At 62.8% G+C, this 26,164-nt stretch carries 22 protein-coding genes and 6 pseudogenes; 15 read left to right on the top strand and 13 right to left on the bottom strand.

Annotation, left to right across the window (positions count from 1 at the left end):
* The first annotated feature begins 330 nt into the window (after positions 1 to 330).
* The 5 genes from pufB (NBY65_RS22205) to NBY65_RS22185 all read left to right on the top strand — a co-directional run bounded on the left by pufB (NBY65_RS22205) (position 331) and on the right by NBY65_RS22185 (position 1,814).
* Positions 331 to 468 (top strand): light-harvesting antenna LH1, beta subunit, encoded by a 138-nt coding sequence (pufB, locus tag NBY65_RS22205; protein WP_150043617.1) that lies wholly within the window; start codon positions 331 to 333, stop codon positions 466 to 468.
* 18 nt (positions 469 to 486) lie between these two features.
* On the top strand, positions 487 to 660 hold the full coding sequence (pufA, locus tag NBY65_RS22200) for a light-harvesting antenna LH1, alpha subunit (RefSeq protein ID WP_150043615.1): 174 nt from the start codon (positions 487 to 489) through the stop codon (positions 658 to 660).
* A gap of 189 nt (positions 661 to 849) precedes the next feature.
* On the top strand, positions 850 to 987 hold the full coding sequence (gene pufB, locus NBY65_RS22195) for a light-harvesting antenna LH1, beta subunit (RefSeq protein ID WP_150043613.1): 138 nt from the start codon (positions 850 to 852) through the stop codon (positions 985 to 987).
* A gap of 16 nt (positions 988 to 1,003) precedes the next feature.
* Entirely contained in the window at positions 1,004 to 1,180 is a 177-nt protein-coding gene (pufA, locus tag NBY65_RS22190) for a light-harvesting antenna LH1, alpha subunit (RefSeq protein ID WP_150043611.1), read from the top strand.
* 154 nt (positions 1,181 to 1,334) lie between these two features.
* Positions 1,335 to 1,814: a transposase gene (locus NBY65_RS22185; RefSeq protein WP_150043610.1), complete on the top strand. Its 480-nt coding sequence runs from the start codon at positions 1,335 to 1,337 to the stop codon at positions 1,812 to 1,814.
* Positions 1,815 to 2,080: 266 nt separating this feature from the next.
* On the opposite strand, the gene NBY65_RS22180 is transcribed toward NBY65_RS22185, so the two are convergent.
* A complete protein-coding gene (locus NBY65_RS22180; RefSeq protein WP_150043608.1) occupies positions 2,081 to 2,263 on the bottom strand; it encodes a (2Fe-2S)-binding protein in 183 nt (60 codons plus the stop codon).
* 286 nt (positions 2,264 to 2,549) lie between these two features.
* On the opposite strand from NBY65_RS22180, the gene ypfJ reads away from it, so the two are divergent.
* Positions 2,550 to 3,431, top strand: a complete 882-nt coding sequence (ypfJ, locus tag NBY65_RS22175) for a KPN_02809 family neutral zinc metallopeptidase (protein WP_150043606.1) — start codon at positions 2,550 to 2,552, stop codon at positions 3,429 to 3,431.
* A 672-nt stretch (positions 3,432 to 4,103) separates the two neighbouring features.
* Here the strand turns inward: ypfJ and NBY65_RS22170 are convergent.
* The 3 pseudogenes from NBY65_RS22170 to NBY65_RS22160 all read right to left on the bottom strand — a co-directional run.
* Positions 4,104 to 4,226: pseudogene (locus tag NBY65_RS22170) on the bottom strand (IS5-like element ISMex42 family transposase); the annotation flags it as partial.
* Positions 4,227 to 4,964: 738 nt separating this feature from the next.
* Positions 4,965 to 6,502 (bottom strand): annotated as a pseudogene (locus NBY65_RS22165) (IS3 family transposase); the annotation flags it as partial.
* A 40-nt stretch (positions 6,503 to 6,542) separates the two neighbouring features.
* Positions 6,543 to 6,695: pseudogene (locus NBY65_RS22160) on the bottom strand (IS256 family transposase); the annotation flags it as partial.
* A 163-nt stretch (positions 6,696 to 6,858) separates the two neighbouring features.
* On the opposite strand from NBY65_RS22160, the gene tnpA reads away from it, so the two are divergent.
* From tnpA to NBY65_RS22145, 4 genes are read left to right on the top strand one after another with little or no spacing between them, the layout of a single operon-like run.
* Positions 6,859 to 7,278: an IS66-like element accessory protein TnpA gene (gene tnpA / locus NBY65_RS22155; protein WP_150045713.1), complete on the top strand. Its 420-nt coding sequence runs from the start codon at positions 6,859 to 6,861 to the stop codon at positions 7,276 to 7,278.
* Between the two features lie 29 nt (positions 7,279 to 7,307).
* Complete coding sequence (gene tnpB, locus NBY65_RS34125) at positions 7,308 to 7,670, top strand: IS66 family insertion sequence element accessory protein TnpB (protein ID WP_150045712.1); 363 nt, start codon at positions 7,308 to 7,310, stop codon at positions 7,668 to 7,670.
* A 7-nt stretch (positions 7,671 to 7,677) separates the two neighbouring features.
* Positions 7,678 to 9,255 carry an IS66 family transposase gene (tnpC, locus tag NBY65_RS22150; protein WP_250265718.1) on the top strand — a complete coding sequence of 526 codons (1,578 nt, stop codon included), beginning with the start codon at positions 7,678 to 7,680 and terminating at the stop codon, positions 9,253 to 9,255.
* On the top strand, positions 9,252 to 9,884 hold the full coding sequence (locus NBY65_RS22145) for a UPF0149 family protein (RefSeq protein ID WP_203330783.1): 633 nt from the start codon (positions 9,252 to 9,254) through the stop codon (positions 9,882 to 9,884). The genes tnpC and NBY65_RS22145 overlap by 4 nt, the downstream gene beginning before the upstream one ends.
* Positions 9,885 to 9,924: 40 nt before the next feature.
* On the opposite strand, the gene NBY65_RS22140 is transcribed toward NBY65_RS22145, so the two are convergent.
* Both NBY65_RS22140 and NBY65_RS22135 read right to left on the bottom strand, forming a co-directional pair.
* Positions 9,925 to 10,452 carry a helix-turn-helix domain-containing protein gene (locus NBY65_RS22140; RefSeq protein ID WP_250265726.1) on the bottom strand — a complete coding sequence of 176 codons (528 nt, stop codon included), beginning with the start codon at positions 10,450 to 10,452 and terminating at the stop codon, positions 9,925 to 9,927.
* A 1-nt stretch (position 10,453) separates the two neighbouring features.
* On the bottom strand, positions 10,454 to 11,830 hold the full coding sequence (locus NBY65_RS22135) for an IS701 family transposase (RefSeq protein ID WP_150045838.1): 1,377 nt from the start codon (positions 11,828 to 11,830) through the stop codon (positions 10,454 to 10,456).
* Positions 11,831 to 11,977: 147 nt separating this feature from the next.
* Here NBY65_RS22135 and NBY65_RS22130 point away from each other — a divergent pair, with 147 nt between their 5' ends.
* Positions 11,978 to 12,619, top strand: a complete 642-nt coding sequence (locus NBY65_RS22130) for a hypothetical protein (RefSeq protein WP_150045837.1) — start codon at positions 11,978 to 11,980, stop codon at positions 12,617 to 12,619.
* On the opposite strand, the gene NBY65_RS22125 is transcribed toward NBY65_RS22130, so the two are convergent.
* The 6 genes and pseudogenes from NBY65_RS22125 to NBY65_RS22100 all read right to left on the bottom strand — a co-directional run bounded on the left by NBY65_RS22125 (position 12,568) and on the right by NBY65_RS22100 (position 19,749).
* Positions 12,568 to 13,368 carry a zinc ribbon domain-containing protein gene (locus NBY65_RS22125; RefSeq protein ID WP_284347523.1) on the bottom strand — a complete coding sequence of 267 codons (801 nt, stop codon included), beginning with the start codon at positions 13,366 to 13,368 and terminating at the stop codon, positions 12,568 to 12,570. The genes NBY65_RS22130 and NBY65_RS22125 overlap by 52 nt on opposite strands.
* Before the next feature lie 166 nt (positions 13,369 to 13,534).
* Entirely contained in the window at positions 13,535 to 14,731 is a 1,197-nt protein-coding gene (locus NBY65_RS22120; RefSeq protein WP_250265724.1) for an IS256 family transposase, read from the bottom strand.
* Between the two features lie 54 nt (positions 14,732 to 14,785).
* Positions 14,786 to 15,721: a recombinase family protein gene (locus NBY65_RS22115; RefSeq protein ID WP_150045787.1), complete on the bottom strand. Its 936-nt coding sequence runs from the start codon at positions 15,719 to 15,721 to the stop codon at positions 14,786 to 14,788.
* A 198-nt stretch (positions 15,722 to 15,919) separates the two neighbouring features.
* Positions 15,920 to 17,005: pseudogene (locus NBY65_RS22110) on the bottom strand (IS256 family transposase); the annotation flags it as partial.
* Positions 16,962 to 18,324: pseudogene (locus NBY65_RS22105) on the bottom strand (IS701 family transposase). The pseudogenes NBY65_RS22105 and NBY65_RS22110, both read right to left, overlap by 44 nt.
* An 81-nt stretch (positions 18,325 to 18,405) precedes the next feature.
* On the bottom strand, positions 18,406 to 19,749 hold the full coding sequence (locus NBY65_RS22100; RefSeq protein ID WP_150045786.1) for a hypothetical protein: 1,344 nt from the start codon (positions 19,747 to 19,749) through the stop codon (positions 18,406 to 18,408).
* A gap of 726 nt (positions 19,750 to 20,475) precedes the next feature.
* Here NBY65_RS22100 and NBY65_RS22095 point away from each other — a divergent pair.
* The 4 genes from NBY65_RS22095 to radC all read left to right on the top strand — a co-directional run bounded on the left by NBY65_RS22095 (position 20,476) and on the right by radC (position 24,372).
* On the top strand, positions 20,476 to 21,168 hold the full coding sequence (locus NBY65_RS22095) for a transposase (protein WP_250265723.1): 693 nt from the start codon (positions 20,476 to 20,478) through the stop codon (positions 21,166 to 21,168).
* Entirely contained in the window at positions 21,060 to 22,277 is a 1,218-nt protein-coding gene (locus NBY65_RS22090) for an IS256 family transposase (protein ID WP_250265722.1), read from the top strand. The genes NBY65_RS22095 and NBY65_RS22090 overlap by 109 nt, the downstream gene beginning before the upstream one ends.
* Before the next feature lie 155 nt (positions 22,278 to 22,432).
* Entirely contained in the window at positions 22,433 to 23,119 is a 687-nt protein-coding gene (locus NBY65_RS22085; RefSeq protein ID WP_203330782.1) for a transposase, read from the top strand.
* A 491-nt stretch (positions 23,120 to 23,610) separates the two neighbouring features.
* Positions 23,611 to 24,372 carry a RadC family protein gene (gene radC, locus NBY65_RS22080; protein WP_162530940.1) on the top strand — a complete coding sequence of 254 codons (762 nt, stop codon included), beginning with the start codon at positions 23,611 to 23,613 and terminating at the stop codon, positions 24,370 to 24,372.
* 437 nt (positions 24,373 to 24,809) lie between these two features.
* Here the strand turns inward: radC and NBY65_RS22075 are convergent.
* Positions 24,810 to 25,648, bottom strand: a pseudogene (locus NBY65_RS22075) (IS5 family transposase).
* Between the last annotated feature and the right edge of the window lie 516 nt (positions 25,649 to 26,164).

Below are 26,164 nucleotides of genomic sequence, written 5' to 3'. Positions count from 1 at the left end.
GACAGGGGCGGCGCTATGTCAGGAAAATTCCCGACAATTGTGACGCGTTGTCAGAAAACACACTGACATAACCCGTTACCTGTCCGGAAACTTCCTGACAGAATGACTGTCAATTTCGCTAGACATCCCGATCCGTCCAGCTAACATTACAGCCAGTCAATGTCGCTGAAAGCCGGACGCCTTTCGAAAAGGACTGAAAGCTTCTGGTGAATGACTGAAGTGTGCCCGGCCATTACGGGCAATGCTTGATCGTGACTATCAGATCATTGCACCCTCGCCGCGAGGGATGTGCGCGGCAACGGCTGAAAACTCCTTCTGGAGGATTGACGCATGGCAAACACGCTGTCGGGCCTGACCGACGAAGAAGCCCAGGAATTCCACAACCAGTTCAAGACCACCTTCAGCGCCTTCCTCGGCGTCGCCGCGGTCGCGCACCTGCTGGTGTGGGTCTGGAAGCCCTGGTTCTGAGCTGAGGAGAACGCACCCATGGCAAACCCGCAGGACGACTGGAAGATCTGGCTCGTCATCAACCCGGCCAAGTACCTGGTGCCGATCTGGATCGCCGTGCTCGCGACGGTCGTGGTCATCCATGTCGCCGTGATCGGCAGCCCGAAATACAACTTCCTCGCCGCCCCGGCCAAGGTCGTCGCGGCGAAGTAAGCGCCGCCGCCGCATCACGTACCGACAGTGGGCAGGACGCATCGGTGTTCGTTGCCTCCACCCACTGCCAGGTGAACCGCTCCTATCCGGGCGAACGCATCCAGGACATGGCCAGTGGCAGGATGCCGTTTCGGCATCCCGAAGGGGTCATGCGGCGCCGTCCACCCCACTCCATCGGAGGACAGCTCAATGGCGAACAGCCTGTCGGGCCTCAGCGAGGCTGAAGCTCAGGAATTCCACGAACAGTTCAAGACCACCTTCAGCACGTTCCTCGGCGCCGCCGCCGTGGCGCACCTGCTGGTGTGGATCTGGAAGCCCTGGTTCTGAAGCAGGAGAAACGGACATGCAGTACGATCCCAAGAACGACTACAAGATCTGGCTCGTCATCAATCCTGCCACCTGGCTGGTGCCGATCTGGATTGCCCTGCTCGCGCTGGTGGTGGTGATCCACCTCGCCGTGGTCAGCAGCCCGAAATTCAACTTCCTCGCCGCCAGCAAGGTGACGGAAGCCGTCAAGTAGGACGCGACAGCGTCACCTGCCTGGTGTGGACGGGGCTCCGGTGCATGTGCCCGGCTCCGCCCACACCAGGGCTTGCACGTGGACCACAATCCGGAGGAACAGGCGACGCGACCGGGCCGGGCAAACCCGTCGCGCGCGGCGAAGAGCGAAGCCCGTGACGAAGAACCGCTCCTTCAGCATCGCCTTCAAGCGGCAGGTGGTGCAGGAATACCTCGCCGGTGAGAATCTCAACCGCATCGCCCGCCGGCACGGCATCGCCCGCAATCTCCTCGCCATCTGGGTCGACAAGTTCGCTGCCGGCGCCTTCGACGATCCCGCCCGCGAATTGCACCTGCTGCCCGCCTACAAGGAACGGATCGCGGCCTTGGAGCGCATGGTCGGCCGGCAGGCGCTGGAAATCGAGAAGCTTCGCGACAAGCTGGGGAACACGCGCCCCGCCGCGGCTGTCCCCGCGAACCTCGGCACGATCTCGGCGCCCTGGAACAGGACCGCCCTGGAGCGCCGGCTCGGTCAGCAGGCGCTGGAAATCGAAAGCCTCCGGCAGGCCCTGGACGGCTCGGGGGAGGCTCGGTCGGATGCTGCCCCCATGCCGTCAGCCTGCCTGCCCGTGCGCCCCCTCGATACAACGCCGTGACGCTGCCACGCCCCCCCCGGGGCGGACCGCCCCCGCCCTTGTGACTGACGGCAATGCCGACCGTTCCGAGCCACGCTCCGACAGATTTCGACAGGCTTTACCGGATCAGACGGAACAGCAGGCCGACCGCCAGGATCCAGGCAGCAGCAAACGCCGCCACCACCACGAGTTCAACATCCATGATGTGCTCTCCTGCCGGGACGGGCCATCGCGCGGGCCCCGGGCGACAATTGCCTTTCGTCCGTCCCTGACCAGGGACGCCGCGGTCAGGATCTGGTGCCGCCCTGGCAATCCCCCGCGCGCAGGCATTCCAGCATCGTCCTGACGCAACCGCCGCATTGCGCGCAACACCCACGCCTGCGGTAGATCTCGGCGGGCCGATGGGCCCCTTCCTTGATCGCTTCCGCGACATCCGCGTCGGTCAGGGCATTGCAGGAACAGATATACATTCGCCCCCCTTGCCGACAGGCCAGCCATGGCCACGCGCCCGGTATAAAATTCTATCCTCGGGCACATTCAACAATACGTGAAATTCCGATGTCGCACAAGCTGAATGAAGTTGAATTTTTCTACTTGATACTCACGCCATGGATGAGCAGGCATGCCCGGTCATTGCGGCCGGACTGATGCAATCAGAACCGGCGGCGGTATCATGGTGCGCAATACTGGAACGGCCGCGTCGCGGCGTCGTTGCGGCCCGCGGACACGGCACGGGCTGCGGGAGAGACAAGGACCATGCGAGAGGACGACCTTCGGCCCTCGGAAAACGTCGAGGACCGACGCGGTGAGAGCGGCGGCTTCGGTGGACTCGGCGGCGGCGGCCTTGGGATCGGCGCCATCGTTGCCCTCGGGCTGCTCGGCTGGGCGCTCGGCATCGATCCCCGCCTGCTGATCAGCGGCGCCGAGAAGGTGGCCGGGACCCGTGCGCCGGCACACCAGGAAAGCACCGGCCCCCGTGGCGCACCGCAGGACCAGATGGGACAGTTCGTCGCCCGGGTGCTGGGCGAGACCGAGGATGTCTGGGCGCAGCTGCTGCCCGCGCAGGCGGGGCGGCCCTACCAGCCGCCGGTGCTGGTGCTGTTCTCCGGCGCCACCGGATCTGCCTGCGGCCTCGCGCAGTCGGCAGCAGGGCCGTTCTATTGCCCGCCCGACCGCAAGGTCTACCTCGACACCGCCTTCTTCCAGGACATGCAACGGCGCCTGGGCGGCGGCGGCGCCTTCGCCTATGCCTACGTGATCGCCCACGAGGTCGGGCATCACGTCGAGAACCTGCTCGGCCTGCTGTCGCGGGCGCAGGAGGCGCAGCGCGCGGCCCCGAACCAGGCCGCGGCCAACCGCCTTTCGGTGCGAATCGAGCTGATGGCGGATTGCCTCGCCGGCGTCTGGGCGAACCGGATGAACCAGCGCCACCAGAATATCGACGAGGCCGACGTGCGCCAGGCGGTCGCCACCGCCACCGCGATCGGTGACGACCGGCTGCAGCGACACGCACAGGGCACGGTGGTGCCGGACAGCTTTACCCACGGATCCTCCGAGCAGCGCGTGCACTGGCTGATGACCGGCCTGCGCAGCGGCAGCGTGCAGGCTTGCGACACGTTTCAGGGACAACCTCTATGAGAGAAGGAGTCAGCTCGGCTCACATGAGGTCTGAGGGTCGGATGCTGTATGTATCCTACAAATGCTGCAACCGGCAGCTAGATATCATTTCGATGATGGGATCCAGATCCCGTCGGAGCAAATCAAATTCTATCCAGTAAAATCGTTGATCTTCTCGAAGTTCAGGCCCAACGACAGACCGCACTGTGCCAGGTCGACCCAACCTCGCTATCCGCTTTAGCCGCGGGTCGCGCCACAGTGTCGCAGTCTCGGAGCGGATTCGCACGCGATCGCCGATAGCAAACATTATCATTCTCCATCAATCCTGATATGTCGACGGCATCCCCTTCAGAACATAATAGGAATAATTACACGACCAATGTGGAAAGACCCGTGGATTTTCGATTTAGCCGACCACAGCAGGCCCATCCCAGAATTTGTACCACCGATGCGGATCATCAAAATCAGATGTTGTGCCTTTGTTAGCAATCGCGACATCATAATTATGCACAACAATAGGCACCGAACTCGATGGTGTACTGCACCCAGACTACTGGACAATAGGTTGCGCTATGCGGCCCGCCTGATGTTGAGTTCATCTCATGCTGCACGCATGCCGAGCGGGCTACGGTAGCCGTTCTTCTCGATCGGCCACGTGGCGTTGTAGCGGGCGGCGAAGATGCGAACCGCATCGCGCCACTTGGCGCCATTCTGATGGCGCCAGAAGATCGCCGAGATGGTCCGGCGTAGCTCCTTCGGCGGCGTCTTCCCGCGCGGCCGCACTTCTTCGATCAGCGGCTCCCACATCGCCCACATCTCATTGGTGAAGATCGTGTCCTGCTCCATGCAGCCGATATAGGGACAGACTCAAGCTCTTCCGTAATGGGCCTCCGAGTGTCAAGTCCTCCCGAGTGAGTACCGCGCCACCGGCTGTTCAACGCTGCCGACGGCCTGAGGTGAGTCTCGGCTGCAACAGCTGCGGGCCAAAGTGAACCCGCTGACAAAAAAGGGTATTCTCGCGTCACCGGATCTCTGACTCATGAGGTGGCAACCGAGCCGGAGGTTGCCGTGGCCGCTTTCACGCCGTTGCTGACTCTGTGTCAATCGGCGTCGAAAAGGGAGCTATGCTGGAAACTGGGTGACGGCCCGATCAGGCGGCGGTCTGCACTGGGGCCTCGATGACCTCGAGGCCGTTGCGGAATCTGACACCCCGGACGACCTTCGGCAACTGGTTATCGCCCTTCAGACGGCGGTGCGTGTCAACGTAGTTGCCGCTTGTCTCTCGTAACGAATATTCCCCTATCCCGACTGTGCTGACGGTGCGTGGTTCGGATGTGGCTCACCTCCAACCAGGGCTGAGCCTGCCACGGGGCTCGCTGCGGGGAAGGTCCGGTGCTCGCCGTTCTCGCCATGCTCGCAGTGCTGCGCGTGGCTCCGAGCGGCTCTGCTCCTCTCTTCCCCTTCGCTGCGCGCCGTGGCCGGGGCACTGCCAGGTCGGGACGGGAAAGCAGGTGCACCGATCGAACCGGAAAGCGGGATTTTTGAGACGGCGAGCTGGATGGCCGTGTCGCGCTCCGGGTTCAGCGTGACTGCGCCGATCGGGGTCCAGTTGCGGGTGTGCCGGCTCCAGCGCCGGGGGTTGCGTTCGCGCGCCGCCTGATAGACGGCATGACGGGTGCCAAGCAGGCGGCGATCCTCACCGGCATGGCGCTGGGCGGGGGTGATGTAGCGGATGCCGCTGTGCCGATGCTCGTGGTTGTACCACTGCACGAACCACACCGCCCATTCCCGCGCCGCCGCGAGGTCGACGAATCCCGCCACCGGGAACTCGGGGCGGTATTTGGCGGTGCGAAACAGCGCCTCGGCGAAGGCGTTGTCGTCGCTCACCCGCGGGCGCGAGTAGGAAGGGCAGATGCCCAGCCAGTGCAGCATCGCCAGCACCGTGGTCGCCTTCAGCGTGGCGCCATTGTCGCCGTGCAGCACCGGCCGGGTCGGCATCGCATGCACCCCTTCCGCCAATGCCGTGCGCCGGACCAGATGGGCGGCGTGCTCGGCGGTGTCGCTGTCATGCACCTCGAAGCCGACGATCTTGCGGCTGTAGAGGTCGAGGATCAGGTACAGATAGAACCAGCGGCCCTGCACCGTGGCCGGCAGGAACGTCACGTCCCAGCACCACACCTCGCCGGGGCGGCTGGCGACGTGCGTGGTCGGCGGGCGCGAGGCCCTCGGCAGGTTGGCCCGGCCGCGACGCTTCATCTGGTCATGGGCACGCAGCACCCGATGAAAGCTCGATTCGCTGGCGATGTAGACCCCCTCGTCGGCCAGCATCGGGACGATCCGCGCCGGCGGCAGGTCAGCGAACCGCTTCTCGTTGGCCACTGCCACGATCCGCGCCCGCTCCTCGGCGCTCAGCGCCTGCGCGGGCACCGGGCGTTCAGCCTGCGGCCGGCGATCGACGTGCACCCCGCCCGCCGCCGTATCTGCGCCGGCGCGCCACCGCTGCCGTGTCCGCGGATCGATGCCCGCCTCGGCACAGGCCACGCGCAGCCGCGCCCCGGCCGCATGCGCCCGGGCAACCTCCTCCAGCAGGGTTTGGCGGTCTTCCCGCGAGGTCATGCGTCCTCGCCGTCCCCGAAGACCGCCGCCAGTTTTCCCCGCATCACCAGCAAGGCCGTGGTCTCCGCCAGCGCCTTGTCCTTCCGATGCAACTCCCGCTCCAGCTCCTTGATCCGCCGCCGGTCCTGCCGGGTGTCGGCGACACTGCCGCCGCGCGGCTCGCCCAGCCCGGCCATGGCGTCGCGCTTCCAGCGCTCCAGGTCCGCCACGTAGAGCCCGTGCTCCCGGCACCAGGCGCTGCGGCTCGCCTCGTCCAGCGACGCCGTGGCGATCACCGCTTCCAGCCGCGCCGCCGGCGTCCATCGTTCCGCACCACCCGGCCCCGCGCCAGGTTCGGCCAACGCCGTCGCCCGCCACCGCTCCAGCGTCGCCACGCTCACGCCCACCTCACGCGACACCGCCTCCGCCGCCGCGCTCTCCGGCGGCAGCAGTCGTGCCACCACCCGTCGCTTGTACGCCTCTCCGTATCGAGCCAATGCCCTCGTCCCGCGCCCCCATCGCCTCATCCTATCCAGGCGGCAACTTCAGTGACACAGGGGGACGGCGCCATGTCTTGGCGGCCATCATCACAAGCTTGAAGACCATGAGGCGGGCGGTGTCCTGCGAGAGCGCGCCCTTGGTCCGCACCGTGCGCAGGCGAACGGTGGCGAACACGCTTTCGAACGTGTTTCCATGCTGCCTCTCTATATGACGTTCCTGCTCGGTTTAGGGGGAGTGTGGCTCTGCCTGATCAGGTCGAGTTCAGCCGTAACCATTGTGACGACCCCACCTACGAAAGTCGCGTGCACGCGGAGATGATAGGTGCTGTTCCTGTTTGAAGGAGGGCACGGCGATGGACGGGATGGCAAGGGATGGTGGTCTGGCGAGCCGGGTGAGCGCAGGGGGCGGGCGCCGGCAGTGGTCGGCAGCGCAAAAGGCGGCGATTGTAGCGGAGAGCTATGCGGCCGGTGTGCGAGTGTCGGAGGTTGCGGCCCGGCATGGTGTGAACGAAAGCCTTGTGTTTACCTGGCGGCGGCAGGCGAGGACCTCGCAAGCGATGGTGGCGAGTGAAAGAGCAAACGAGGAATTGCAGTCCTCACCAGCGTCGTTTGTACCGGTGATGCTTTGTGATGACGCAGCTGCGGATCAGCGGCTTCAGCGGGCGGCCGGCAGCATTGAGATTGCGGTGGCGGATGTGAGCATCCGGGTCACGGTGGGCGCGGATGCGGCGACGCTGGCGATGGTGTTGGCGGCGGTGCGAGGGGTGGGGTGATTGCGCCACGAGCTGGGCTGCGGGTGTGGATGGCGACGCGGCCGGTGGATTTCCGAAAGGGGGTGCACGGCTTGGTCGCGTTGGTGGCAGATGTAATGTGCGCTGATCCGTACGGCGGAGATGTTTTCGTGTTCCGCTCGAAGCGAAACGATCGTGTCAAACTGCTGGCATGGGACGGTAGCGGAATTGTGTTAGCGACAAAGTGGTTGGAAAATGGACGATTCGTCTGGCCACCGGTCCAGGACGGCGCAATGAGCTTGTCTGCGAGCCAGCTGGCTCTGCTGTTGGACGGGCTGTCGTGGTCGCACGCGGTGGCGGCCCCTGTCAGACGGCCTGTCTGGCCGTCTGGGACGAGAAATCCCTCTGGTACGACCGCGGCCACGCTGGTATAGGTTGGCTATGCCGCTGCGCCGCGAAGATCTCCCCACCGATCCCGACCAGCTTATCGCGCTGGCCCTGGAACTCGCGGCGGAGAACGAGCGGCTGCGCGCAGCGCTGAAGACGATCAACACCCTGCATTTTGGCACGAAATCCGAGCGGCTGGTGGTCGTCGTGGACGGGCAGATGACGCTGGGTCTCGGCGACCTGGCCACCGACGCGAGTCCACCGCCACCGCCGGCCAACGACGCTGGCACGGCAAAGCCGAAGGCGTCGGCCAGACCTTCGCACAAACCGGCACGCCGCAACATCGGTGCCCTGCCCACGCACCTGCCACGGTGTGAGCGGGTGATCGAGCCGGACAATACCAGATGCCCGTGCTGCAGCGGCCGGATGCACCGCATCGGTGAATGTGCGACCGAGGAACTCGACATCGTGCCGGCGATCCTGCGGGTGCTGCGCACGGTGCGGCCGAAATATGGCTGCCGTGCCTGCGAGAGCGCCGTGGTGCAGGCGCCGGCTCCCTCGCGGCTGATCACCGCCGGCATGGCCTCCACGGCCCTGATCTCCTGGGTCGTGGTCTCCCGCTTCGCCTGGGCCATGCCGCTCAACCGACAGACCCGGATGCTCGCCAGCTACGGGATCGCGCTCGACTGCTCGACCCTGGTGCACTGGGTCGATCGCGCCGCCTGGTGGCTTGAGGGCTTGTATGACCTGCAGCTGAAGACGATCCACAGCTTCCAGCATGTCTTTTGTGACGAAACCCCATTGCCGGTGCTCGAGAAAGGACGTCGCCGGACGCGCAAGTGCCAGCTGTGGGCGCACGCGGTGGACGACGGGCCCTGGCAGGGACCGGCGCCGCCGGCGGTGGCCTACGTGTTCAGCACCGGACGCAACACCGAGGCGATCGCCACCCAACTCGGGGATGACTTCACCGGCATCCTGCAGGTCGACGGCTATGGCGCCTACAAGGCGTTGGTGAAGCGCACCCGGCGCGGCAAGATCCGGCTTGCCTTCTGCCTCGCGCACGCGCGTCGGAAGTTCGTGGCCGTGCACAAGACCACGCAGTCGACAGCCGCTGCCGAGATCCTCGTCGAGATCGCCGCGATCTATGCCATCGAGAAGCGCATTCGGGGCGGCACGGCCGACCAGCGACTGGCGGTGCGTCAGGTCGAGAGCAAGCCACTGATGGCAGCGCTGAAGCGCCGGCTGACCGAATTGCTCGCCGAGATCTCGGTGAAATCGACACTGGCAGCGGCGATCCGCTACACGCTGAGGCACTGGGACGGCCTGACGCTGTTTCTCGAAGACGGCCGCGTGGAAGTCGACTCCAACACGGTGGAGCGCTCGATGCGGATCATCGCTCAGGGCAGGCACAGTTCGCTCTTTGCCGGCTCGGAACGTGGCGGGCGCACTTGGGCGATCCTGGCGTCGCTGCTGAATACGTGCCGGCTGAACGACGTCGATCCGCTGACCTGGTTGACCGACGTGCTGGAGCGCATCGTCTCCGGCCGCACCAAGAGCCATCAACTGCACGAGTTGCTGGCCTGGAACTGGAAGGCCGCCCGCATGCCTCAGTCGTTGCAGGAAGCAGCATGACGCGCCGATTGACCAAGCCAGTGCCGCCATCGGCCGCAGCCAGCGTGGCTCGTCCGCCCATGCCGTTCGATGAACTCGACCGCTGGCTGCGCACACCCCGTCCGCGAACCCCCATCGCCGACGGCCTGACCATGCTCGACGGCTTTCTCACCGCCATCGTCGTCGGCCCGGTTACCTATGAACCGCTCGGCTGGATCTGCCCGCTGCTCGGCGTCAGCAAGGACGCGTATTGCCACGGCAACACGCCGGAGTTCGCCGCCATCGCCGCTGTCGCCAAATATCACAATGCGCTGGCCGCCACGCTGAGCGAGACGCCGGACCAGTTCACGCCGCGGTTCGACCGCAGCGAATCGGGTGCGGTTGATGTCGGGCCCTGGTGCCGCGGCTTCCACGCCGCCATCCAGCTCAATCCGAAATACTGGCGCCCCCTGCTGCCCGCACGCCGGCAGGCCCATCTCTGGCTGATCCCTATCCTCGCCCACTGCACCGACCCCGACGGCCGCCGGGTCCCGGGGGCCCCACCTCCGGGACCACTGACCGAACTGGCCCGCTTCGACGCCCATCGCAACATCCCATCCGCCATCGTCGCCATGCGCGAATTCTGGGCGCCCACCCGCTACGGCCGCTGACCACCGGGCGTGCGGAGCACGCAGCCGCCGTACCCTTACCTCAGCGGCCGCGCGCCTGTGCCAGCACTCCGCCTCCTGCTGCGTCTCCAATCATCGTCCGCGCCCCCGCCAGTCTCGCCGCGCGCGCGTGACAGCGCCAGGTGATCAGGCCGCAATGGTTACGTTCAGCCTCGCTCATCCGTACGAGCCAAACTCGCTGGTCACCACGATCAGCGATGCGCCCGGATAGCCGACCTTGGCGAAGCCAGCGATAGATGACGTGGCGATTGAGACCAAGCTGCGTGGCGATTTCCTGGAGCGTCCATTCAAGGCCCGTTTCCCGCGGGACATTGCTGGTCCAGATCGGTCTTCCCTCCGACAGCTTGTAATGGAGTATCAGGCGCTGGACCGTAGCTGCCTCGAACCGCGTGCACTTGGGTGGCCGCCATCCTGTCGCATTCAGCTGCTCAGCAATGGCCGCAGTCGAGCAGCCCTGTCGGCGCAGGTCACGAATGGCGGCCAACAATTGGTCGAAGCCACGCAACTGTTCAAAGCATCGGACAGGGCGGATCAGCTGGACATTCGCCATTTCAAGCGGCGTAGCAGGCCAAGTCTATCAAGGTGTTGAGTGTGGCTGCAGGAATTTTTGTCGGATCGAACATCTGCCGGGACCCTCGTAAATTGCCATGAGTCCATAGCTGCCGCCGCACGGCGGCAAGGGCGTCGCTGAAGGTTGGCAGTGATTTCCGGTACCAGCTCGCGAGCCGAACCGCAGGTGGGCGCGTGGCGTACAGGTTATTGGCCCACAGCGTGACCAGCGAAAACAAGCTGAGCAGGAACGGCGTGGTACGGGCGATCGCCAGGTCGGACCACTGCCGTTGGGTTTCGACGCCGAGGTGACGACGGACCTCGGAAAAAGTGACCTCGACCGACCAGCGGCGAACAAACCAACGGAGGATGTCGAGCGGATCAGCCTGGAGGTCGGTGCAGAGGAACGCTTGCGGCTCGAGTTTGCCCTTCGGGTCGCGCACCAGGACGTAGCGGATCGGAACGCGGTGGCCGGGCTTGTGCCATAGGGCGGTGCCGGAGACGATCTCGAGGGTTCTTTCGCCACGACCATACCATCCGGTCACCTGCAGAGGACACCAGCGTGTTCTCGGGTTGGCGAGGCGTTGCTTCAATGTGGGTTGGCGCTTGCCGACGAGGCGCGGGCGCCCGCGCTGGCCGGGCCTTCGCCGCGGTGGTGGGTGGTAAAGTCCGGCGTCGAGCCGCAGGCGGGTGATCATGGTGACCCAAGGGCGCACGTCGTTGAGCAGCTCGATGGCAGCGAAGCTGGCGTCGCCGACGCCGATGACGCGCCGGTCCGGGAGCCAGAGGGCCGCCTGGATCAGACCCTGCCGCGCCCAATCGGTGAGCTTTTTGTACTGGCGCTCTCCCGGCCTGTGCGTCTGCCAATACCGCAGCGAGGGGGCCAAGATGGTCAGGAATGGCAGCGCCCAGACGCGCCCGGCCCACGGGATCTCAGGCAGCACCATGAACGAAAGCCAGCGCAGGCCGCTCGCCTTGACGAAATGGCCGCGTGAGGAGCGTACCGGATCGCGGTAAATGCCACGTGCCTTGATTTTGATCCCCCATCGCCGCTCGATCGTGTCGTCGGGGCCGATCACGACCGGCTCGCCCTTCGGGACGAAGGTGTCGACGAGGAGGCGGAGCAGGCAGCCAGACAACCAGCGGTCGGACCATGTGTTGCGGCTCAGCACGCGGTGGTAGTTGCTGAAGCGTCGGACCTGGCCCAGTCCCATGACGCGCAGCACGGACGCGATCGTCCGCCGACCCGGGACGAGGATCGCGCCCGCCACCAGGACCAGCACGCGCTGCCAGGTCGGCGCGGTGAACGCCGCCTCGAATGGCTGCATCCAGGTTCCCAGCCTGCCTGCTGCGAACCCCCCGGCGTCAGTTGCCGACATCTGGTTCTCCCCGTACGACGCGCTGGCAAGCTTCGGCACAGACGGGCTGGCGGGGAATCCCGGCGTCTCTCAAAATCGGGTCACCGGCGTTGCGCCGTCCTGTCGCGCCGGTCGCGTTGCGTGAGCTTGTCGCCTCGGGAGGCAGGAATGACACGCCGGGAAATCCTCCATCGGTATCGCCGCCTGCGCGCGATCACTACCGACCATCACAGGGCCGCGCTGCGGTTCCTGGCCGCGGACACGATGCTCGACCAGGCGCGGCGCCTGGGAATGCGGGCCGGGCCATCGCTGGTTGTCGACGACGTCAAGGAGCTCTCGGTGCTCTACGAGTTTGCTCTTTACACTGCCAGGGCAGGTCGTTCGCGCGCCATCGACCGCTACGCGCGTGCCACCCCGCTGCCGGTCGGTTCCGATGAGGCACTCACGCTCGAGGCATTGCGTCTGGCCCGCTTCTCGCTTTGGCGTGTCGAGCGCCGCCACGACGTCACCGGCCTCATGGTGAGCGATCTTCGGAATGGATCCGCGCTGTGGCTGATCGACGAAGGCATGCAGGCGAGCGTTGCAAACGGCTGGGTATTCGCCGCCCGGATCTTGCAGCCAGACTGCTTCGCCATGACCAATGGCTTGATCGTGCCGGTGCAGCAGCAGACTATCGACAAGCTGGTCACCGGCGGGCAGGTCTCATGCCGGTCGGATCAGGCAGGCGCAGCCGACGAAAGCCGCTTCGCCGCCGAGGTCTACCGTGACGCTCTCGACAACCGGCTTCTGGATCGCGTCGCCTTCAAGTGACCCCATCCGTCAGCCGCAGCGAGCATCCCGAAAATGGCGAAAGTCGAGATCAGTGTATGGTGGGTCTGCGGACCGCCTGCCCAATCACATGCAAGCTCCACATGCTCGCTATTGCCATCCACACGCACCGCGACCTGCTCCAGCATCAGGCGTGTGATCATCTGGCGGTCGGCCGCCGTCGCGGTCGGCGCGCGCCACAGCGCAGGCACGTCCTCGGCCAAGTGTCGGATCGCTTCCATCTCCGTTGCCTGTAGCCGAGCGGGCTGGCGTGCCAGCTCACGATCATGCTCGGCCTGCAATGCCTGTTCGGCGGCAAGCGCCGTCTCCCAGTCCCGCTCCAGCGTGCGCGCCACCAGGCGGTTCTCGGGATCCACCACCTCATAGCGCCGGCGTGCAAGCGTGGTCTCGTAACGTGCCCGTTCCAGGCGCTGTGCCCAGTGTCGTTGCCGCTCGGCGTGCTCAAGTTCGATGTCTTCAGCCAGCTGCAGGCTGACATCGATTGCGGACGGCGTGAGGGCCGCCAGGATCAGCTCGCTGACCAAGTCATCCACTGGTTGGGCGCTGACCGACTGGCATCGCGGTCCGCCATAGGTACTTGCCAGCTGGCAACACTGGTAGCGTGCTTCGTGGCTATTATTGTGATAGCCAACCGACATACGCCGGCCACACCGACCACAACGAATGATGCCGCCCAACAGGGCCGGACCACCTCGTGGGACGCCGCTATTTTTCGTACGGTTCGCGGCCATTTGCTCTTGGTTGCGCGCGTAGGTTTCCCAATCGATATAGGCCGGCCAACAATCTCGGCGCAGCACCGCCCATTGCTCCGGCGAACGGACAACACGATCGTGTCCCGGGGAGTGGTGTAGGAGCGGCGGTGGCGGGCCTGTCTCCGGCGATCTGGGTTTGCCGCGGTCAGGCTGCGACGGCGGGCAGCTTGACGAGCTCAGTATTGCCCATAGGGGCCAGCGCCTCCAGAGGCATATAGCGCCGCTGGACCGCCCATTCGTCGTTCTGCTCCATCAGCAGCGCGCCGACGAGGCGAATGACTGCGGCATCGTTAGGAAAGATGCCGACGACATCGCAGCGGCGCTTGACCTCGGCATTGAGGCGTTCGAGCGGGTTGGTGCTGTGCAGCTTGCTCCAGTGCGTTTTGGGAAAGTCCATGTAGGCCAGCACGTCGGCCTCGGCGGCCTCCAGGAAGGCGGCCAGTTTGGGGAACTGCCCCCGCAGCCGGTCGGTGACGTCGCGCCATTGTGCCTGGGCGGCGGCACGGTCGGGCTGGGCGAAGATGGTCTTGAGCAGGGCGATCACCATCGGCCGCTGCGTGGCGCCGACATAGGCCAGTGCGTTGCGCATGAAATGAACCCGGCAGCGCTGCCAGGTGGCGCGCAGCGTCTTGGCCGCGGCCGCCTTCAGCCCCTCGTGGGCGTCCGAGATCACCAACTTGACCCCGCGCAGGCCGCGCCGGGTCAGGGAGCGCAGGAAGTCGGTCCAGAAGGTCTCCGCCTCCGACGGGCCGGTCGCCAGGCCAAGCACTTCGCGGCGGCCGTCGGTGTTCACCCCCACAGCGATTATCACCGCCGTCGAGACCACCCGACCGGCCTCACGCGTCTTCACGTAGGTGGCGTCGATCCACAGATATGGCCAATCGCCCTCGATCGGCCGGTTGCGGAACGCCGCCACCTGGCCATCGAGTTCGGCGCAGATGCGGCTGACCTCGCTTTTGGAAACACCCTCCAGGCCGAGCGCTTTGACCAGGTCATCCACGCTGCGCGTCGAGACACCGTGGACATAGGCTTCCTGGATCACCGCCGCCAGCGCCCGCTCGGCGGTGCGCCGCGGCTCAAGGAAGCTGGGAAAGTAAGAGCCGTGACGCAGCTTCGGGATCCTGACGTCCAGGCGGCCCGCCCGTGTGTCCCAGGGTCGCGACCGGGTGCCATTGCGCTGGTTGGTGCGCTCGGGGCTGCGCTCGCCGTGTCCGGCTCCGCAGAGTTGCGACACCTCGGCGTCCATCAGCCGGTGCACCATGAAGCTGAGCATCTCGCGCAGTAGGTCGGTCTCCGCCCCCTTCTCAAGCAACTCGGTAAGGGCGATCGTGTCGGCGGTCATGGTCGGTCTCCGGGTTAGGTTACGTGGTCGTGACAACCCAAACCTACCCGGTGATCAGGCCATGGCCACTCCCTCGGGGGGCGCCGCTCCTACACCACTCCCCGGGACACGATCGACAACACGCCGCCCGCTATGCGGCTTACCGGGCAGCTGGTACCTGCGCTCCATCCGGCGCCGACCATAGACATAGGCTCCAGCATAGGCCGGGTGGCGCAGCATGTCACCGATGGTCGCCTGGTTTGGTCGACCCCAGCAGACCTCACCCTTGTGCAACCCGGAGCGCACGCGGTCCGGCAGCTGAATGTCGTGCTCAACCAAGTACTGCAGCACACCTCGGGTCGAGCGGCGACGCTCGAATAGGTCAAACACCAGCCGAACCGTCGACTGGACCTGTTCGTCCGGATCAAGCGCGACCTCCCCCGAGGGACGCAGCACGTAGCCGCGTGGCAGTCCCATGACGAGGTCACCGCGTGCCGCCTTGGTACGACGACCCTCATGCATGCGCGCCTTGAGGATATGCAGCTCCGCCTCCGACATCGTGCCCTTCAACCCCAGCAGAAGGCGGTCGTTAAAATTGGCAGCGTCGTACACTCCGTCCGCATCCGCAATGAGCGTGTCGAACAGGGCGCACATCTCCAGCAGCTGATGCCAGTCGCGGCAGGAACGAGCCAGACGCGAGACCTCAATGCCGAGCACCAGACCCACGTGGCCGAGTCCCACCTCGGCAACGAGGCGCTGGAAGCCGGGACGATGCAGGGTGGATGCCGCCGAGCGGCCAAGATCGTCATCGATAACCACCACCTGCTCCTGGCTCCACCCGAGTTGGCGGGCCCGGTCGGTCAGCGCGTACTGCAGGCGCGTGGACTCCTGGTGCTGCAGCACTTGGCGCACCGTCGATTGCCGGACATAGACGACCGCCTGTCGCTCGCGATGCCGGGCCTGGATCTTGTCCGCAGGCAATGGGGCGGCACTCGGCGGGCTCGCGCTCATGGCCAGTCTCCGGATCGATCACTGCCGCGAGGCGCCGGCGAACCAGCTTGCCGATCAGTACGGTCAGGCGTCGCCGTCGCTCGCGCGGCAGGTCTCGCCACCGGATCTCCCTCTGCCTCGGACTGCCCATGGCGGCTCGCCATCCATCTGACCAAGGCGCGCAGGGCCCCATGGCCCAGCCGCGGTTCGACAAGAACGTCGCACTGAGCGGTCCCGTTGCCATCCCTTCTCAATCGGGTTGGAGGTGCGCAGGTGGTCCCAGTGTTCGGCTGGGAAGTCGTAGAAGGTCAGCAGTGCGTCACGATCTTTGAGCAGGCAGGCAACGGCCTTGGCGTATTTCGCCGCATATTTCTCGGCGAACGTATCCATGGCGTCCTCGGCGGTGGCACGGTCGGGGGCCTGCCAGATTTCACGCAGGTCATGCTTCACCGCGGGCTGAACCGACTTGGGCAGCTTGTCGAGGATATTGGCGGTTTTATGCACCCAGCAACGCTGGTGCCGGGTAGTCGGAAACACCTCCTCCAGGGCCTTCCAGAAGCCGAGACTTCCATCCCCGGTGGCCCCCCGCGGCGCGACCGCCAGGCCGCGGGCCTTGAGGTCGACCAGCAGTTCGCGCCAGCTCTGCGCGCTCTCACGCATCCCGACCTGAAAGCCCACGAGTTCCTTTTTGCCCTCGGGGGTCGCACCGATCAGCACCAGCATGCACTCGGCCTGCGGCTCCATGCGCGCCTGCAGGTAGACGCCGTCAGCCCAGAGATAGACGTAGTGCCGGGCCGACAGGTCGCGGCGTTGCCAGCACGTATAGTCGGCCTGCCATTCGTCCCGCAGGCGGCCAATGACCGCCGGCGACAGGTTCGGTGCCTCCGGGCCGAGCAGCGCCGTCAGCGCTTCCTGGAAATCGCCCATCGAGACCCCCCGGAGGTAAAGGATCGGCAACAGCGCATCCAGGCTGCGCGTCCGCCGCGCCCAGCGCGGCAGCAGCGCCGAGGTGAAGCGGATCCGTTCCGCTTCGGACGCGGCGCCGCGATCGCGCAGCTTCACCCGCCGCACCGGAACCGGCCCGATGCCGGTCTGCACCAGGCGTTCGGGCCCATACCCGTGCCGCACCAGCCGCTCGCGTCCGTCCGGCAGGCGCAAGCCACTCATCTCGGCAAGGAACGCTTCGGCTTCCGCTTCCACAGCCTGGGCCAACAGCCGCCGGGCGCCGCTCCTCAGCACCGCTGTCAGCGGGTCATCCACATCATCGGGCTGACGGAGGGCAACAACCCTGGTATGGCTCGTCATGGCGTATCGCTCCTTCGGGAGGTTCTGGCAGGCTCGTCACCAGCCTCGATACGCCGCCTCTCTCAGGCCGTCGTCACCCAGTTTCTCGCATAGCTCCGGCGACGACGGCGGTCCCGAAACGAGAGGGCTGATTTTTCCCCGGCCTCGTCCGACGGTGCTCGGCGAGGCGCAAATGCTGCAGGTAGGCGAAGGCGATGCAGGTCATCAGGGCGTGGCGATGCAGCCCGGTCCAGGAACGCCCCTCGAAGTGGCCGAACCCCAGTTCCTGCTTGAGCTGCTGGTGTGCCTGCTCGCAGACCCAGCGCGCCTTGATGGTTGCGGCGAGCGTCTTCAGCGACGTCCGGAGCGGCAAGTTGCTCAGGTGGTATTTGCGCTCGCCGCCCGGGCGCCACTCGCCGACCAGCCAGGCTTCCACCCCCGGCAGGTGCCGGTTGTTGGCGAAAGTCGGACCGTCGCCGACGCGGATGCGCATCGCGGCCCAGCGCACGGCGAGCGCTCCCTTGGTACCCTGCCGCCACGTCACGCGCCGCCACCGCCGCCCGGCCAGGATCCCCTCGGCCAGCCGCGGCTCCTCGTCTGGCACGGGACGGCACTTGCGCCCGGTCGGCGGGATAAGCTGCACGCCGCAGCGGTAAACCTTCTGGTTGCGTGGAATGCCAACCGCCCACGGCAACCCGCGCGCGTCCAGCCCCCGCCGGAACGCGGCACTGGCACCGTAGCCCGCGTCGGCCAGAACAGCCCCGAACCGCCCCCCGGCCGCGCGCAGACGATCCAGCTCGGCCAACGCGATCTCGCCCTTGCTGCAGGCAACGATCCGCGCCTCAGGCACGCCCGCTCCAGCGCAGCGTTCGGGATCATCGGTCCAGGTCTCCGGCAGGAACAGCCGCAGGCTGACGGCACCGGCACCTCCCCCTGCGCGAGCGTCAGCGACACCAACGCCTGGCAGTTCGCCCTCTTGCCCAGCGGCCCGCAGTATTGCCGCGCGACGCCGACCGACAGCTCGCCCTTCTTCGGTAGCACCGTGTCGTCGATTACCAGATAGGCGTCCGGCCCGCCCACCAGCCGATCCCCCGTGTGCGCCAGCTCCGTCCACAGCGGGCCGTCGTCCCAGGCCGGGCTGGCGATGAAATGCTGCAACTGGTCGTGCCTCGACAACCCAAGCCGCGCCGCCATGGGCTGCAGGCTCTTACGCTCCCCCAGACCAAGCAGCCCGCGCCGGTAGAGGGGCGCCAGGTCCGGCGCGTCTTGCGCCCGAGCACATTCAGAAAAAGCGCAAGCCAGGCATCCAGATCGCGCCCACCACCCCGGATATCGGCCACTATCTCTTCCCCCCAATCCCCCGCTCAGCAGATGGGGATGGAGAACCTCGTCAAAAAGTGCCCAAGTAATTCGAACCGCCTCTAGCAATTGATTATTTGAATATAGTCATGACCTCCCGTATTCCCAGTAGTATATTTGATGTGTTTGAGGTCTACATTTGTAAGTCCAGCCAGCGTTACGCTACATCCAATTCCATTGGAATTCAAGGCAACAAGTGTTAATCCTTCATAGTCCCTTGCCCCCATACCGTCGTGCCAATCCATGGAGCCACCTGTGTGAAAGTCCCAGATAGTGACCATGTCCCCTGGGTGGAAATTAACAATTGTATTCCATGTAGCTTGTCCAGGGCTCGCTGTCTCAAAGAATACGTCGTTACCGCTGCCTCCTACAAGCCAGTTAGACCCCCGTCCCGCGTCGATTACATTGTCTCCTGAGAGAGCCACGATCGCATCATCGCCATCGCCTGTGTATATCCAGCAGTCTGCTTGCTGCGCGCCAATTGCTAGATTGTGCCCACTGTTATCACCGTACTCCGATTTCAGGTAGTTTACAGGTCCGTCATAAGTCTTTCCGAGCTTAATTCCTGCCTCATTGGTAGTTATGTTTGTAACTGCATAGGAGATTGGATAAGAGGTGATGCCAACAGCGACTGGGCCGCTCGAATACGTTGCTAGATTTTTTATGTAGTCGTTCATTGTAAATGTGGCATTGCTATCACGCTCGACATTGATATCAGCCACGTCTATGCCAAGTCTGCAATTAGAATCAAATACCTCTGGCCCCAAGTACATCCCTGTTAGCTTCCAGTTTGATAAATCTTTCATGCCATCGGTAGCAAGGCCTGCCGCTTGGAAATCACAAACAACTTTGGCGACGTAGGCATTGAGGTTGTAGGTCAGGGTGTGCAAATCGCCATAATCTGTCTGTCTGGGTAGGTAATCGTCTCCTCCAAGAGTACACTGGTCAATGGCAGTGATGCTAGATTCAGATGTGTTATAGCTGAAGTAATTAAGCGGTTTAGATTCGCTATAGCCACCTGTCAGCTGCACGCCCATATAGACAAGAACTGATTTCTCACCATCTACGTATCCGCCCAGAGTCGGATTGTTATATTGAATCTCGAAACCGGCACCCACAAAGCCGTAGCCACCCGATGCCTCGCAAATGCGCGCCCGGAGACTGTAAGTAACTTGGCGTCCAAAATCGACGATGTCACCAGACCACTCGTTGCTAAGGTAAGTACTTGCGCCGCCCGGCCCAGTTCCTTCAATGTTGGCGTCAGGGGCGCCGTTGTCCTGTAGGTGAAAAACATATCCAGTATTAGTCTGGTATATTGAAAACTCAGCATGGTCGCCGGGGCTCGTCCATGAGGAGATCGGCATGCCGAAATAGGGGTCAGCATACCTCGTATCGTTGTAGATCACTACCGATGGGTCCAGAAAGCTCTGCATGTGCCATTGTACAATGGACCAGTCTGAAACCGTCCCATTTCCCGGGATGTTCGAGTACGCCTCAGCCTGCCCGTTAACAACCCGTCCGGTGTAGAATTTGAATCGAGGGTTCCCCGCGCTTGGGTTCGGATATACCTGCTGAATTGCCACTGGACGCATCCTTGCCAAAAATATAATCGGCGATGCGGGCCTGTATTGCGGGGTTCTCGCCAGTGTTAGGCCAGCACGCTATAACCAGTGCAATTAAAGGCAAATAGTTATAAAATCGTAACTAAGCCTGTTGCAAACTCTGCCTGCTGCTTGCATGCTTACTTTGAGCAAGGCGTATTCCAGCCTGTGGCATTGTCAGGTTCACGGTCTCTGGCCGGAACGATGCGGCTGGGGCATTCTGCCGAGATGACCTCCGAGCCTCTAATTGCTCACCGGGTTGGCTGCCGCGGGGTTCAGGCGAGGGCGAACGAACCGTCGATGAGGGCCCGGACGGCGTTGAGGGCAGTCGTTCCTTTCAGGCGGGCCGTCCCGGTGAGCGAGCGATAGCCGGTGTCAATCGGCTTCGAAAAAGGGCTCTTCCGCATTCCCGGTGCAGGCTTTGCCTTATCAGCCCGTTGACAAAATCGCGGTGGCCTGACTCGTTGCGGGTGCATTCAGCAAGGGCAACGGCGGATGGCACTGGGGCGGCAGCGGGAACGGCAGGCATCGATGATGGTGACCTGGGCGGAGCTGCCGCGCTCACCGGACCACGTCTTCTATGACCGCCTCCAGGCCGAGCTGATCGGCGCCGGGTTCGACGTGTTCGTGGAGGCGGAGTGCGCGCCCTACCACGCCGCGAAGCGTGGCCGCCCGTCGTTGCCGCCCGGTCGTTATTTTCGCATGCTGCCGGTCGGCTATTTTGAGGGCATCGACAGCGAGCGCGGCCTGGAGTGGCGCTGCGCCGATAGCCTGTCGCTGCGGGAGTTCCTGCGGCTGGGCGAATGCGACCCGGTGCCGGACCACTCGACGCTCAGCCGCACCCGCTCGCGCCTGCCCCTGGAGATGCACGACAAGGTCTTCACCTGGGTGCTGAAGCGGCTGGCCGAGCGCGGCCTGATCAAGGGCGAGCGGATCGGCGTGGACGCCTCGACGATGGAGGCCAATGCGGCGCTGCGCACGCTGGTGCGGCGCGACAGCGGCGAGACCTACCGCGAGATGCTGGCCCGTATGGCGCGCGAGAGCGGCATTGAGACACGAGACTGTCGGAAATTTCGTGTGCGGGATGACATGATGGGAAGGAAGGAGAATCCCTCATGGCCCGACGCAAGGAGCCGCGTATCCCGGACGCGGTGCTCGACCAACTGCTGGCGGGAGCTGACCCGAAGACGGCCTTTGACCCGAAAGGCCTGCTTGACGAGCTGAAGAAGGCGCTGGCGGAGCGGGTGCTGAACGCGGAGATGGATCACCATCTGGCTGGCGACGAGACCGGGAACAGCCGCAATGGCTATGGACGAAAGACGGTGATCACCGACACGGGGAAGCTGACCCTGGAGATCCCGCGGGACCGGCAGTCGACTTTCGATCCCCAGCTGATTGCGAAGTATCAGAGACGATTTCCTGGCTTCGACGACAAGATCATTTCCATGTATGCGCGTGGCATGAGCACGCGGGAGATTGTCGGCCATCTTCGTGAGCTTTATGGCATCGATGTCTCGCCGGATCTGATCAGTGCGGTGACTGATGCCGTTTTGGACGAGATCACCACCTGGCAGGCCCGACCGCTGGAGCCGGTCTACCCGCTGGTTTTCTTCGATGCCCTGCGGGTGAAGATCCGGGACGAAGGCATGGTCCGCAACAAGGCCGTCCATGTGGCACTTGGCGTGCGAGCCGACGGCACCAAGGAAGTCCTTGGTCTATGGCTCGAACAGAACGAGGGAGCGAAATTCTGGCTGCGGGTGATGAACGAGCTGCGCAATCGTGGCGTGGAAGACATCCTGGTTGCCGTAGTTGATGGATTGAAGGGCTTCCCCGAAGCCATCCTCGCGGTCTTTCCCCAGACCACCGTTCAGACCTGTATTGTTCATCTGCTGCGCCAGAGCCTGGATTTCGTCTCTTACAAAGATCGCAAGGCGGTCGCCGGTGCCCTCAAGGAAATCTACCGAGCAGTAGACGCCACCGCGGCAGAAGCGGCATTGACGGCTTTTGAAGAAGGGCCATGGGGCCAGAAATACCCGGCCATTGGCCAGAGTTGGCGCCGCGCCTGGAGTGAGGTGATCCCCTTCTACGCCTTCCCGAGCGAGGTTCGACGCATTCTCTATACGACCAATGCTATCGAATCTCTCAATGCCAAACTTCGGCGGGCGGTGCGGGCGAGAGGACATTTTCCGAATGACGACGCTGCATTGAAGCTGCTCTTTCTGGTCTTGAACCGGGCGGAGAAAGAGTGGATCATGCCAGCGCGTGAATGGTGCATGGCCAAGGCCCAGTTCGCCATCCTTTTCGGCGAACGGTTCACCCGGGCTCTGGCCTGAACGTGTGCAACGTCATCTCGCACACGAAATTCCGGATAGTCCCTTGAGAACCGACAACGGAGGACCTGATCCGGCTCGACCGCGGCCGCAAGAACAAGATGCTGTCCAACGCCGATTGGCAAAGGCGGGTCGACCCGGCGGCGAAGATCGCCTAGCTGAAGGGTGGCTGCACCTATCTGGCCTACAAGCCGGAGCATGCGGTCGATCTCGACACCGGCGCCATCATCGCCGCCGAGGTGCACACGGCCGACCAGGGTGACACCACGACGATGCCCGGCACGCTGACCGCCGCGACCAAGCAACTGACCGCGGTGGAGGCGGCGCCGACGCCCGACAATCCGGCCGAACTGGTTGCCGACAAAGGGTATCATGCGCGCGCCACGTTGAAGGCGCTGGAGGATGGCCCCTGGAAGACCCGCATTGCCGAGCCGGAGCGCAAACAATGCCTGCGTTGGCATGGTGATGGGGCCGCGCGCCGGGCCGTCTATAACAACAGGGCGCGTCTGCTGTCCGGGGTCGCTCGCGCCGCCTTCCGATTGCGGACCGAGCGCGTGGAACGCGGCTTTGCCCTGATCCTCGATCGTGGCGACATGCGACGAACCTGGCACCGCGGTGGCGAAAACGTTCAGAAGCGCTACCTCATCCACATCGCCGGATACAATCTGGGGCTGATCATGCGGTTCCTGATCGGAGCCGGGACAACCCCGGCAACTTCGGGACCGGGCTTCGGCCTGGCTTGGCGCCGTCGCCACACCGAATGGCGGGCTGGTCTTCCTGTTCATCGCGCCGGGAATTTGCAACAGAATCGGCAAGCATCGGCAAAGGCGCTGAAAACGATCTGATGGCAAATACGCCATCGGCGGTTCGACAGCTTACACTCAGCAACCACTATCACCGCGTCAGTACACTCTCATAAATGACATAACACAAGACAAAAGACAAGTGGCCAACTGGTTGTTCTCCCGTCGATCATAAGGCGGCCTCGGTAGCAACACCAAGTTTGCATTTTTCTATTATTATAGAAGCCATATTAGTTCTGGTAATTTATAGCATGATTTTTATAAGCATGCACATTATTTAAGATGTATGTGCTAATTAACTTCGAGCTCCAGAATATTACAATTTCGCTTTATATCAACTTCTTCAATAAGAAGGCATCTTCCTTCAGCCAAAAAGAGCTTTGTCAATTTATCGTTATCGTTAAATGGCAAATTAACGAATTTTTTATTTAAAATTAACGCTTTAATATTGTTTTTTAAACAAAAATAATTAACATATCGATACATTGTTGTGTAATTATAGAAGTATGAAACACTCTAATAAGAATCCGCCGTTGCCATCTGATGTTATCGCATCAGCTGTGGTAGTTCGTGGTGAGCATTATTCGGGATTCGCGGAACAAGGCCCTGGCCTTGTACAAGAATTCAATGATGCACAGGCCAACTTAGCTCGTTTGTATGATGAAACCGTTGAGCGCGAGTTGGGGGATATGTCTGATCAAGAATATTTAGAAATGCTTGTTTTACCTGGCACAAACAAGAGAAATTCAAGAAAAATTTCAAAAGCATTAATAACAAAGTTTGGAAATATTACAAATGTACTTTCAGCAACAGCATCTGAATTGCTTTCAGTTCAAGGTGTAAATGTTTCTATAGTTCGAATACTAGCAACAACTAAATCTGCTGCCGTTAAAATGGCAAAATCAGAAATAATTAATTTGCCGATTGTAAATAATATTGGTAAGCTTATTGGTTATCTTAATTCAAGAATTAGCAGATCAAGCACTGAACAATTCCTTGTATTATTTCTTGATGGGAAAAATCATCTACTAGCTGACGAAACGCTTGGAAGCGGAACGGTTAATCATACGCCCGTGTACCCACGAGAGGTAGTGAAGCGGGCTTTGGAGTTGCATGCTACCGCATTGATATTGGTACATAATCATCCGAGTGGCGATCCATCGCCTTCCTTGGATGATATACATATGACACAAAAAATAAAACAAGCCGCGAGTGCTCTCGATATATTTATACACGATCATATAATAATTGGAAAAGGGCGCTGGCTCAGCTTTAGATCTGCCAATCTATTGTAGTATCTTTCGTAGAAATCATATGTGAACTACTCCTCTGTTACAAAGAAACCGGGCTCTGTTGCAAATATTACGGCGAAATCCGTCGGAGGTATGATCATCCAGGACAGAGGATCGGAGACGGCGGCGGTGGCGAACTTCAAGGGGCGGCTCTTCACGGCCGAGGTGATCCTTTGGGCGGTGCGCTGCTACCTGATGTTGGACGGAACGGCTCCGCCAAGGAGCAAATCAAAGCTTGGCTGAGCAGCAGGATGTATCTCTTTGGGTCGGCGGGCTGATTGCTTACCGCAGTATCAGCCATAGGAGGTCGTCATGTCGCCGCTTCGCACCAGGATGATTGAGGACATGGACCTCGCCGGGCTGTCCCTGGAGACACAGCGGGCTTACGTGCGCGCGATCTAACCCATCTTATACCAATGCTCAGTGTCTGTCCGAGAAGTTCATGCGGGTTGGCAGAGCCTTCGGACCATCAGGCGAATTGAGGCGAGTCGCAGGAATGCGAGCGCCTTGCGGTTCAGGTTCTCCCAGTCCTTGGCGAGGCGGCGGCAACGGTTGAGCCAGCCGATCGTGCGCTCGACGATCCAGCGTTTCGGCAACACCACAAAGCCGTTGGCGGCATCGGCCCGACGGACGATCTCCAGCTTGACCTGCCGCAGGAGACGCTTCACTGCCGCCTCGAACTTGGGGCCTTGGTAGGCCGCATCAGCGTAGAGCCTGCGCAGGAACGGGAACAGGCCGAACAGGGCGGCCAACAGCAGGACGCCGCCGTCCCGATCCTGCAGGTCGGCGGCATGCACGATCGCCTCCAGCACGAAGCCCTCGGTATCTACGAGAATATGGCGCTTCTTGCCCCTGATCTTCTTGCCCGAATCGTACGCAGGCGGATCGATCGACTTCCCCCTTTTTCGGCGCTTTTCACGCTCTGGCTGTCGATGATCGCGGCCGTCGGGCTGGCCTCACGCCCAGCCTGTTCGCGGCATTGCACGTAGAGCGCATGATGGATGCGCTTCAGCGTGCCGTCCCATTCCCAGCGGTCGAAATAACCCCACAGCGTGCTGCGCGGTGGCAGGTCCTTCGGGATCGCCCGCCATTGGCAACCGGTGCTCAGGATGTACATCAGCCCGTTGACGATCTCCCGCTCGTCGACACTGCGTGTGGCACCACCATGCTTGGCCGGCGGAATCAACGGTGCCACCAACGCCCATTCAGCGTCGGTCAGGTCGCTCTCATAGCGCAGACCGCTACGATCGTAGCGGGCTCGGTTCTCCTTGGTCCACATACGAGGAAACTGGTAACTCATTACCCAAATTCAAGATCCTCGCGGACAGACACTCAGAGGTCGGAACCGATAGCCAGGGGGTTGCTTCCAGCAATGGGGCCATCCCGGGGCAACGATAGGTTCCGACCAACGGACATGGGTATTATTCATGGCATCGCCGGGACGCTGACGGACCTGATCACCGATCGGGGCAAACCCGCGAGACTGTCGGAAATTTATGGAATGGCCCGCCCCGTCGGCAAGCAGTTGCGGCTCTTCCGCGCTTTCGACACTGCTGGCGAAATGCGACCACCCATGGCGATTAGGCGTTAACGGGACCACCCTATCCCGCAGAGGTTGTCATGTGTCTGCGTCCTGCATCACCGCCGCCGGTCCCTGATGACACGGCCCATGTCACCCGCATGGCGTTCCCTCGGGGAACCGGTGCGTGTCAACGTGGTTGCCGCTTGTATCTCGTAACGAATATCCCCCTATCCGGGCTGTGCTGAGGGTGGGTGGGCTGGATGCTGTGCCCCT

This window comes from Rhodovastum atsumiense, assembly GCF_937425535.1.
Lineage (GTDB): Bacteria > Pseudomonadota > Alphaproteobacteria > Acetobacterales > Acetobacteraceae > Rhodovastum > Rhodovastum atsumiense.
The sequence above is the reverse complement of the archived record's forward strand: the minus strand, read 5'-3'. Positions and strand labels throughout refer to the sequence as shown.